The following is a 3,639-nucleotide window of genomic DNA, read 5'->3' as shown; positions in this document are numbered from 1 at the left end:
GACGAAGGCGCATATGAATCAACAACAGCGAGGCTTCCTTCTTGCTGCCATCTCGATGGGCATATCGTCTGTTCACGTGCGGTAGGCTCCCTGGTTTCCATCCCCCCCGTCCGGCTGGTGCCGCAGCCCTCTTCCTTGCCTAGCCATTCTAAACCCCTACGTCCATATTCGACTAGTTAACAACTGACCATAAGGCGGTGCCAACATAGTTAACTAGTGACGTAGCTGGAGTTTTGCGGAAAACGTATGGTGGTGACCGTTCCGAGACGAGGGGGTCATTATGAACATCAAGAACAAGCCGTTACCAAAGTTCGAGGTTCCGTCGAGCTACGAGAAGTATGCGGAAGGCGGCTACCTGATGGATATGCGCGAGCCCGAGGCCGACAGCTTCGGCAATCGCAAGCCCTCCATCGCCTCGGGTGCCGGCGCCGCAACCGTCGACCCCGCCGCCATCGCGCAGGGCGCGGGCGCAAATGTCGGATACGAGCTTCCCGACGAGCCCACGTTCGCCGATCGCGTGAACGCGGTGGTCATGTGCGTCGGTTCGCAGAACGCGTTGCGCGAGGCGCTGTATAAGACGCTGGCGTTCTGCCAGCAGCCCCATGACTTCACCGAGGTCGAGGATTTCATCGCCCAGACCGACGAGTTCGTGTACAGCCACATCATGCAGACGCCGTTCGCCATGATCCAGATGCTCGTCGATGCCGGCGGCCTTGCGGAAACGCCGCTGGACGCGCAGGGCAACCCCATCGCCGATGAGCGTCTGGCGGGCCTCTCGCCAGACGAGGCCGACGACCTGATCGCAACCTACCGCATCCAGGCCACCGATGCCGGCGCCGAAACCGTGCGCCTGCTGGCGCCCGAGCGCCGCATCGAGGCGCAGCTCTCCCTGCGCCCGCATCGCCGCGACACCTATTTCGCCGTGCTCGATTTCTGCGCGCAGCCGCGCAAGTTCCCGGAAATCGAGGCGCTTTTCGAGAACGCTTCCGGCCTGTCGCAAGACATTGTGGCCGATCATCGCAAGCTCTCGCCCGACTTCTACGTCGACAAGCTGGACAAAGCCGGCGCGCTGGTGTGGCGCGGCGCCTGGGTCGCAACCGACGCAGGCAGGCGCATGCTGCAAGCCCACAAGCGCGAGCAGGCAACCGCGTAATCGCGCCCGCCGGCGAAGCGGAGCATGCCGGTGCGCGAGAAACCCCAGCCCGCTATCGGCTTGCGGCTTACGCGTGAACAGGGGACGGAGGCGTGTTTGCGCTGACGCCTTGGATTCCCTGAGGGCAAACGTGAACACACCTCCGTCCCCTGTTCACCACCCATTCGCATCCCACCCAACAAGCAATATGGCAGCAGGCGAAAACCCGTTGCCTATCGCAATAGACGAGTTAGCAAGGATCAAAAGGAGGAGGAAGCTTTGTCTACGACTATGACACGTCGCTCGTTCATGAAAGCGGCAGCGGTCACCGGCGCGGTCAGCGCGCTGGGGCTGGGCTGTGCGCACAACATGGCGCCGAGCGACAAGGCGTGGGCCGACAACGACGTGCACGAGGTTCGCACGTCCTGCCGCGCCTGCATCGCGAACTGCGGCATCATCGCCACGGTGAGCAACGGCCGCGTCGTCAAGCTGAGGGGCGATTCCATCGACCCGATGTCGAAGGGCCGCGTATGCCCGAAGGGCTTGTCGGGCATCCAGGCGCTGTATCACCCCAACCGCAACAAGTACCCCATGAAGCGCGTGGGCGCAAAGCCCGGCAACCAGTGGGAGCGCATTAGTTGGGATGAGGCGGCGAAAACCGTGGCCCAGCACATGATCGACATGCGCGATAAGACCGGCAAGCACGGCCTTCTGTGCAGCACTGGTGGCGGCGGCAACCCGCAGTTCTTCAGCCCGCCGCGTTTCCGCAACTTCTGGGGCGCGGGCAACGTGTTCGAGCCCGGTTGCGCGCAGTGCTACCTGCCGCGTAGTTATACTATGCCCCTGATCAACGGTCTGAGCGACACCTCCATCGCCGACTCCGGCTGTTCGGAGCTGTACAAGCCGGCTAAGTACGGTGGGCTTGCCGAGGTTTATGTTATGTGGGGCACGGGCCCGGCATGGCATTCGCCTTCCACGTCCGGTCGCTGCGTAGCTGAGTTGCGCGCGAACGGCTGCAAGACCATTGTGGTTGACCCGCGTTTTAACGCTGACGCATCCAAAGCCGATGTGTGGCTGCCCATCAAGCCCGGCACCGACATGGCCATGATGCTCGGCTGGATGCACTACATCATCGAGAACAAGCTCTACGAGAAGATCCCCGGCTACGAGACCTTCTGCGAGCAGTGGACGAACCTGCCGTTCCTCGTCGACCCGCGCGACAACGTCAGCCTGCCGCCGGTCGCCGAGGACATCACCAAGGACGGCCAGCTGCTGCGCGCCTCCGCCGTGTTCGACGACGTGACTGCCGATGACGAGGGCTACGTGTACTTCGACACCGAGAAGGGCGAGGTCGCGAAGGCTTTCGCCCTGGGTCCGGACAACGACGGCTCGTACCACCCGCAGATGTTCGGCACCGTGGACGTGAAGCTCAAGGACGGCTCCACCATCACGTGCAAGACCGCGTTCGAGGCCTATAAGGACCGCTGCGCCGACTTCGACCTGGACACCGTAGCAGAGATCACCGGCTGCAAGAAGGAGAAGATCATCGAGGCCATCGAGCTGTACTGCTCGAGCGCTCACGGCGGCATTTCCCTGGGCGTGGCCACCGACATGTACCCGGGTTCGGCGCAGGCCGCCATCGGCGCCGCGGCGCTGGACTGCATGACCGCGCACCTGTGGCACAGCGGCTGCCCGGCCAACAAGGTGGGCGGCAAGAGCGCGAAGGGGTCTTCTGGCCTCTCATCTGCGGAATCGACCATCTTCCCGCCTGGCATGATGGGCGCTACGAAGTTCGAGTTCCAAACCAACGACGCGGTGCTCGAGCGTTTGGGCTACTGCGAGCACAAGGGTCTGGGCGGCTGGATGCACAGCCACATCCCGACGATTCTATCGGCCGTGCTCACCGGCGAGCCGTACCAGCCCAAGGTGTGGATCGAGCGTTCCGGCAACAAGATGGCCGCGCTGGGCAACTCCAGCTCGTGGGTTGACGCGTTCCCGAAGTTCGACCTTATCGTGCATGCTTACATGTACCCGACCAGTTTCACCACTGAAGCCGCCGACATCGTGTTCCCCACGTGCGAGTGGCTGGAAAACGCGTTTGTCCAGGCTCGACTGAACGTGAACCTGTTGCGCAAGCCGGTGACGAACCTGTTCGAGGCCGCCGATGAGATCATGGTGTGGGGCAAGATCGCCGAGGCAATGAGCGACCCGTCCTCCGACCTGTACGACGAGAACATGGAAGCATGCCTCGATTCCGAGAAAATCGGCAGCCCCATGGTTCCTCCGTATTGGAAAACCATCAACGAGTATTGGGATTGGGTCGCCACCCAAGGAGGCGACCCGAGCGTCACCACCATGGAGCAGGCTATGGAGGCCTTCCCCATGGAATGGGCTTCCGAGGATGAGTACTGGGGAAGCGTTGTATACGACGGGTATAAGGTTGTGGGCTCGGGCGGTGCTGGCGCATCTGCTGCCGCCGCATCGGCCGATGCGGCGCGGACCTATGC

2 protein-coding genes are annotated in these 3,639 nt (G+C 62.7%); both read left to right on the top strand.

The window, feature by feature from the left end:
* Nucleotides 1-280 precede the first annotated feature (280 nt).
* Complete coding sequence (locus Q0H50_RS08845) at nucleotides 281-1,153, top strand: hypothetical protein (protein WP_294421543.1); 873 nt, start codon at nucleotides 281-283, stop codon at nucleotides 1,151-1,153.
* Between the two features lie 258 nt (nucleotides 1,154-1,411).
* Nucleotides 1,412-3,639 (top strand): molybdopterin-dependent oxidoreductase (locus Q0H50_RS08840; RefSeq protein ID WP_294421542.1); only part of this gene is annotated, 2,228 nt, incomplete at its 3' end.

This window comes from uncultured Senegalimassilia sp. (assembly GCF_934632265.1).
In the GTDB taxonomy this organism is placed as follows: Bacteria; Actinomycetota; Coriobacteriia; order Coriobacteriales; family Eggerthellaceae; genus Senegalimassilia.
The sequence above is the reverse complement of the archived record's forward strand: the minus strand, read 5'-3'. Positions and strand labels throughout refer to the sequence as shown.